Below are 6,872 nucleotides of genomic sequence, written 5' to 3' on the forward strand. Positions count from 1 at the left end.
TACGTAGTGCACGCATGACTTCAATACCTTTAATTGTGGCATAAGCAGTCTTCATAGATTTGAATCCTAATGTGGCCCTGATGATTCGCTTTAACTTACCATGATCACATTCAATGACATTATTTTTATACTTAATCTGCCTGTGCTCAATATCTACTGGACATTTTCCTTCTCGCTTTAATCGTGATAAAGCATGGCCATAGGTCGCTGCTTTATCTGTATTGATGACCCGTGGAATTTGCCATTTTTTCACCGTATTGAAGATCTTTCCTAGAAAACTATAGGCTGATTTACTGTTCCGTCTAGCGGAAAGGTAAAAGTCAATCGTATGACCCCATTGATCAACTGCACGATACAGGTAAGTCCATCGCCCCTTCACTTTGATATAAGTCTCATCCATATGCCATGAATGTAAATCTGTAGGATTACGCCAATACCAGCGTAACCGTTTTTCCATTTCTGGAGCATAACGCTGAACCCAACGATAAATTGTACTGTGATCCACATTTATGCCTCGTTCAGCGAGCATTTCTTGAAGTTCACGATAGCTGATGCCATATTTACAATACCAACGAACAGCCCAAAGAATGATTTCACCTTGAAAGTGCCGACCGTGGAAGGGATTCATCTGCTGTATCTCGAAATAAATAAGATATTTAGCTTATCATGTCAGCCTATTTGCAACAGTGCCATTTGGGATCTCAATGTCGAGATGTAGCGTATCGCCATTTTTACTCAAGTTATTAACTTTGGCAGTCCCTTCAATATGACCATATAAGTTATGACCACCATTTTCAGCACCTACTTTTGCAGAGCGTTCAATATTCACTTCATCGCCCACTTTTAAGTATTTCAGGCTTTGTTGCATAAACATTCAAAAGCTGAGTTTTCCCCAATCCATTCAAATTTAAGTGACAACTTGGGTGTGAGGTCTACCTAATTCCGTAAATCTATTCAGAACTGCCACACGCGCATGAACTTCATTGACCTGACTTTGAAAATGTCTTGCCGTCAGCTTATCTCCTAATAATTTGATGCAATGCATCTTGGTTTCCACCAAACTGCGACGGTGATAGCCCGACCATTTTTCCCATAGGGTTCTGCCTAAATGCTTAACCGTTTGAAGTAACTCATTTCGTTCTATTGAACTGATTTTAGAATCTTTCCAGGGCTTGGCATTCTTCCTGGGTGGAATTACTGCATGTGCTTGACGATCTGAAATCACTTGTCTGCAGCACTTCGTGTCGTACGCCCCATCGGTATAGACAGAATCTATTCGCTCATTTGGTGGGATTTGATCCAGTAAATCACCTAGTACTTGTGAATCACTGACATTATTTGTCGTAAGCTGAACGGCACGTATTTGCAGTGTTTCAGCATCTATACCAATATGCAGTTTACGCCATTGCCGACGGTATTCAGGCTGATGTTTCTTACGCTTCCATTCACCTTCACCTAAAAATTTTAAACCCGTAGAGTCGACGAGTAGGTGTAACCCATCACGACTTTTCTGATAGCTTATCGCAATATCAATATGCTTTTGTCGTCTACAGAGGGTGGAGTACGAATATCACTGATATTCGGGGCTGCTCAGCCACAGAGTTTAATCAGGCTTTGAGCAAAGCCAGTGACCATACGTAAAGAAAGACGGAATAGAGATTTGATCATTAAACAGCATTGAATCGCTGTATCGGAATAAGTTTGATTTCGTCCGTGCTTGCCTTGTGGTTGTGCATACCATTGGGTCTTAGGATCAAACCAGATTGAAATATTTCCTCGCTTGATTAAAGCTTGGTTATACGAGGACCAATTGGTTGTACGGTAAGTTTTAGGTGCAGGCTTCTTCATCTGGAAATTATATTGCTAAAGAAGCCCTCAAGAATAGCTTTGTACAACAAAGCCATCATGACTGAAAAAGAATTCGATTCAAGTGGGATAATTTCTGCCGAAACAATATGATCAGCGTTAAGGAAAAAATCTTTTTTTAATTGAATTAACATTTTTTATTCTCGAGTAAAAAACAAGCAATATTTATAACATATAAATTCAAAAAGTATAAAAATCGGCGAAATTTCAATTGAACAAAGCACTGTAGCAAGTTGCTACAGTGCCTTCATTTTATTTTTTCAGCATTTTTTTCAGCAAATTTTCCAGCTCTTGTAAATTTTGCTCATCAAATTCACTCATTTTTAATGACACTTTTAAAATGTTGTGATCAAACTTGATATTCCCTGCGACTTTTCCATCATATTCAATTTTATGCACGATTGACGTTTTAATTGGCTCTTTGTTTTCTTTCGACTTTAAAATTTTTTCTGCCAATAAGGCCAGTTTTGTTTGCTCAACTTCTTTTTTCAGTAATTTCGCCCAAGCTTCTAGCAGTGCTTTTTTAGCATTACTGTAATTCTCTTCGTAATCTGAAAGAAACTTTTTCACAGCTGTGGCGGCAGTGCGTGCCAACAATGTCGGTTGTTGTTCTAAATCGGCAATCAGTTCTTTCGGTATTTTTTCGAAAGATAGATATTTATACATATCCTCTCGATTCATGCCTAATGATTTTGCCAGCTTTTGCTTGTTCTTTTTTAATTTCTCATCCAGAGAACTCAGACCGACATAAATTTCATAATCTGTTAAGTCTTCCCGTTTTAAATTCTCAGCCAAGGTTAACAGTGCAACTTCTTCATCTGATGCATCGATGACAATCACTTCAATAGTGTTTTTATTGAGAACTTGATGCGCTTTCAAGCGTCGTTCACCTGCAATTAACTCATATTTGTCCTGTACTCGCCGAACTGCAATCGGCTGCAATAATCCAATCTCCTCAATTGAGGCCGCTAAATCTTCAATATCTTGCTGATTGAATATTTTTCGTGGCTGATTGGGACTAGGTTGAATGTCTGTAATTTGGACATTACGACGTAATTCTTTCACATCGTTGACATGCTCTTGCTGAGCTTGTTGATGCTTTTGAGTATTTTGCTGAAGACGTTGTGCCAACAATTCTTTTGTACTTACCATAGGATTCTCAGAGTGCTTTTATTCAACACGATTGATGATTTCTTTCGCTAAATCTTGGAACGCTTTACGAACTTTAGAATTTTTATCTACGCCCAATAATGGCTGTTGTAAAATTGCTGCTTGATTGACTTTCGTACTCATTGGAATGGTCGTTTTTAACAATTCGCCGACCTGGCTTAAAGCTTCATCTCGTATCAGTTTACAGACGTTTTGACGTTCATCATGTTTAATCAGCAAAGCACCTAACAGTTTCAATTCGGGATTGACCCGTCTTATTTTACTTAAATGGTTAATTAAGTCCGTGACACCATATAAGCCATATTGTGAACCGGATTCAATCGGCACCATAACATGGGTAGATGCAGCCAAGGCATTACTGGTCAGAAGTTTTAGGCTTGGAGGACAGTCAATCAGGATGAAATCATATAATCCTTTTAATAATTCCAACTTGTTAGAGAGCTCTTCAGAGGGTCTTGGGGCATCATCTTTAAGTTGGTCTTCTGTTTTACCTAAAGTAAGTGAACCATAAATTAAAGAAACATTTTTAAAATTGGTTTCTTCTTGTAAGGCATCAGACAATAGGCTCAAATCACCTAACAGTAATTCAGCAGAAGTGGTTTCAACCTCACTCGGATGTCTTAATCCGATATGTAAACTTGCATTGGCTTGTGGATCTAAATCAATCACCAATACTTTATGCCCCAAGTCTGCTAGCTCTGCAGCCAGATGAACAACCGTGGTGGTCTTCCCGCAACCACCCTTATGGTTTGCTACAGCAATAATTTTAGTCGATTTATTTGTCATATCAGACCCCATTCGAATGATCCTAATATAGTAGAACTTGTAGCAAGTTGCTACACTTTATTTGAATGATATTAAAGTACGAATCAATATCTGCTAACAAAGAAAACAAATTAAAGTTTTATATAAAATATAGCTAGCTAATTATAATTAGTATTAATTAATATAATTAAGTAATTATAATTAGGACAATTTTTTCCTTTTTAAAACAACAGCTTATATCTTTAAAGGTGGAAGGTTTGTCACCGAAAAGTGGAAGGTTTGTCACTGAACGATGGAAGACTTGTCACTGAAAGGTGGAAGACTTGTCACTGAAAGGTGGAAGACTTATCACTGAAAGGTGGAAGACTTGTCACTATGGTGGAAGACTTGTCACTGGTTTAAAAAAAAACATGAAATTAAGTTATAAAATTATTTAAATTCAAAACTTTAATCTGTTGATAAGTATCATGATCTGGCTTTAAAGGTGGAAGACTTGTCACGCTTATTTTTCTACTTGTGGATAAGTTGTGTTTTCCCCTTAAAAATTGCAAAAAAAAAGTCCGATTTAGTACTTGATTCTCTCTAAAGGTGAAAGCTTTGTCACTGAAAAGTGCTAAACCAAATGATTTTTTCACTTATAACGGTATTTTTGGCCACAAAAAAATGCAAAGAAAATGATTTAAGCTCTTCTCAGTTGATAAAAGTGGAAAGCTTGTCATTAATAAGTGGAAATTTTTTAAAAGATTCCACTTTTAGGTTGAGGATTAGGCTAAATCTAAAAAAATGATGACATGCTTTCCAATCTTGATCTTTAGCACATCCTTTTAAAGGGATAAGCACTTAAAATGAATCTGTAAGGTGAAGATGTTGAATGTTATTCCACTTTTATGTATAAATAGGGGGAATAACTTTTAATTTTTCACTTATGAGCGATTTTAACGAAAAACAAGAAATAGAATATTTACCTTATTGTATCGGCAATATTCGACAGAATGGAGTGGTGAGTACCAGTAACCGCTTAATTCGCCCTATTGAATTGTCTTCTAATGAATATAAGGCACTGCTTTATGCAATGGCGGTTGCAAACTATGGTGAAAAAAATAACCAAGATCGTGAAATTACCGAGCAAACCTATATCTATCTGCATAAAGAAGATTTGGGGGAATTGTTAGGACTCAATAAGAAGAATTCCATTAATGTGGCTATTGACCGGATTTATAGGGAACTTTCATCTCGGGTTGCTCATTTTGTAATTGAAGAGCCTGTAGATGACGTCAAGCGTAAAGTAAAAAAAGTCCATTCTGTGGTACCGATTATCCGGGAACTGCGCTGGGAAGATGATGCCAAAAATGCCTTGCAGATTCGCTTTACCAGTGAAGTGCTGCCTTACTTCACCCGTCTGGCCAGTGGAAATTTTACCACTTACCAGTTGAAAGATTTATTTGCTTTAGACTCTGTCACAAGTATGAGTCTATATTCTTATATTGTTAAAAATGAATTTAAGTACGCGAATCTCGACACCTATGAAGTTGAGCTCACCTTAGAGAATTTAAAAGCGTTGATTGACATCGGTGAAAAAAAATATGACCGCTGGGTAGATTTTAGGCGTTATATTCTGGATAAAATTGTTGAAGAAATTAATACTAAAACTAGTCTGCAACTAGAATATGACACCATTAAGAAAGGCCGTCCTATTGTGGGTGTGCGGTTTAAAATTGTGAGTGGACATACTGAAGCAGCTCTTCCACAATTTAACGAAAAAACTCAAATCTATCTGGATGTAGATTTTGATGATAATGCCATCGTGAAAGAGCTGGGGGCAAAGTTTGATATGACCGTACGTTCCTGGTATATCTATGCCAATGATCCGAATTATACGCAGTTCAGCAAGTGGTTTAAGACCGAAGGCTGTTTAACCGATTCTCAGGCGAATGTTATTGTGAACGATATTATGTTTCAAATGGATTTTGCTGTGGCCGGTGCATCCATGAATGATTTCAAGAAAGAGATGAAATATAAGCTCAAAAATGATCCGACTTTTGTTCAGGAAAATCGCGAGCGTTTGAATGAGATTTTTGGTAAAGAAATTATTTAAAAAGTGTAGCAAATTGCTACAGCGCATTGAAAATATTCCGGGTGAATGATTTTTTTTGCATGTCTGACATTTTTCGCAAATAACTAGAATATTTCTGGTACATCTTTTTAGTGAGATTAGCGGGCGCTCATTGGGAAAATGTCGCAGTTCGGACTTGCTACATCTTGTCTAAAATACAAGTGAAAATACCTAAATTCTGAATATCTAAAAAGTGTAGTAAGTTGCTACACTTTTTTCTTGGGGTCAAAAACTTACTATTATTCACGCCATAATCCCACGAAAAACGGCACTGTTGCAAATAGGCTGACATGATAAGCTAAATATCTTATTTATTTCGAGATACAGCAGATGAATCCCTTCCACGGTCGGCACTTTCAAGGTGAAATCATTCTTTGGGCTGTTCGTTGGTATTGTAAATATGGCATCAGCTATCGTGAACTTCAAGAAATGCTCGCTGAACGAGGCATAAATGTGGATCACAGTACAATTTATCGTTGGGTTCAGCGTTATGCTCCAGAAATGGAAAAACGGTTACGCTGGTATTGGCGTAATCCTACAGATTTACATTCATGGCATATGGATGAGACTTATATCAAAGTGAAGGGGCGATGGACTTACCTGTATCGTGCAGTTGATCAATGGGGTCATACGATTGACTTTTACCTTTCCGCTAGACGGAACAGTAAATCAGCCTATAGTTTTCTAGGAAAGATCTTCAATACGGTGAAAAAATGGCAAATTCCACGGGTCATCAATACAGATAAAGCAGCGACCTATGGCCATGCTTTATCACGATTAAAGCGAGAAGGAAAATGTCCAGTAGATATTGAGCACAGGCAGATTAAGTATAAAAATAATGTCATTGAATGTGATCATGGTAAGTTAAAGCGAATCATCAGGGCCACATTAGGATTCAAATCTATGAAGACTGCTTATGCCACAATTAAAGGTATTGAAGTCATGCGTGCACTACGTA

At 37.4% G+C, this 6,872-nt stretch carries 5 protein-coding genes and 2 pseudogenes; 2 read left to right on the plus strand and 5 right to left on the minus strand.

What is annotated here, in order from left to right:
• From AC5YC8_RS13940 to AC5YC8_RS13960, 5 genes and pseudogenes are all read right to left on the minus strand, one after another.
• Window positions 1-628, minus strand: a 628-nt coding sequence (locus AC5YC8_RS13940) for an IS6-like element IS1008 family transposase (RefSeq protein ID WP_496120276.1), incomplete at its 3' end; no start/stop codon positions are given.
• A gap of 54 nt (window positions 629-682) precedes the next feature.
• A pseudogene (locus AC5YC8_RS13945) lies at window positions 683-859 on the minus strand (riboflavin synthase); the annotation flags it as partial.
• A 48-nt stretch (window positions 860-907) separates the two neighbouring features.
• Window positions 908-1,848, minus strand: a pseudogene (locus AC5YC8_RS13950) (IS5 family transposase).
• Window positions 1,849-2,118: 270 nt separating this feature from the next.
• Window positions 2,119-3,018 (minus strand): ParB/RepB/Spo0J family partition protein, encoded by a 900-nt coding sequence (locus AC5YC8_RS13955; protein ID WP_154773782.1) that lies wholly within the window; start codon window positions 3,016-3,018, stop codon window positions 2,119-2,121.
• 18 nt (window positions 3,019-3,036) lie between these two features.
• Complete coding sequence (locus tag AC5YC8_RS13960; RefSeq protein WP_154773784.1) at window positions 3,037-3,822, minus strand: ParA family protein; 786 nt, start codon at window positions 3,820-3,822, stop codon at window positions 3,037-3,039.
• A gap of 904 nt (window positions 3,823-4,726) precedes the next feature.
• Between AC5YC8_RS13960 and AC5YC8_RS13965 the strand changes: the two genes are divergently transcribed.
• Together AC5YC8_RS13965 and AC5YC8_RS13970 are read left to right on the plus strand one after the other, a co-directional pair.
• The gene (locus tag AC5YC8_RS13965; protein WP_154773783.1) at window positions 4,727-5,896 is read left to right on the plus strand and encodes a replication initiation protein; all 1,170 of its coding nucleotides are present in this window, start codon (window positions 4,727-4,729) and stop codon (window positions 5,894-5,896) included.
• A gap of 348 nt (window positions 5,897-6,244) precedes the next feature.
• Window positions 6,245-6,872, plus strand: a 628-nt coding sequence (locus AC5YC8_RS13970; RefSeq protein WP_496120276.1) for an IS6-like element IS1008 family transposase, incomplete at its 3' end; no start/stop codon positions are given.

The organism is Acinetobacter sp. FY731 (genome assembly GCF_059515905.1).

What these genes read in the sequence shown, in the direction of transcription:
- AC5YC8_RS13955 (WP_154773782.1), bottom strand. Translation starts at nt 3,018, where the DNA reads ATGGTAAGTACAAAAGAATTGTTGGCACAACGTCTTCAGCAAAATACT.
- AC5YC8_RS13960 (WP_154773784.1), bottom strand. Translation starts at nt 3,822, where the DNA reads ATGACAAATAAATCGACTAAAATTATTGCTGTAGCAAACCATAAGGGT.
- AC5YC8_RS13965 (WP_154773783.1), top strand. Translation starts at nt 4,727, where the DNA reads ATGAGCGATTTTAACGAAAAACAAGAAATAGAATATTTACCTTATTGT.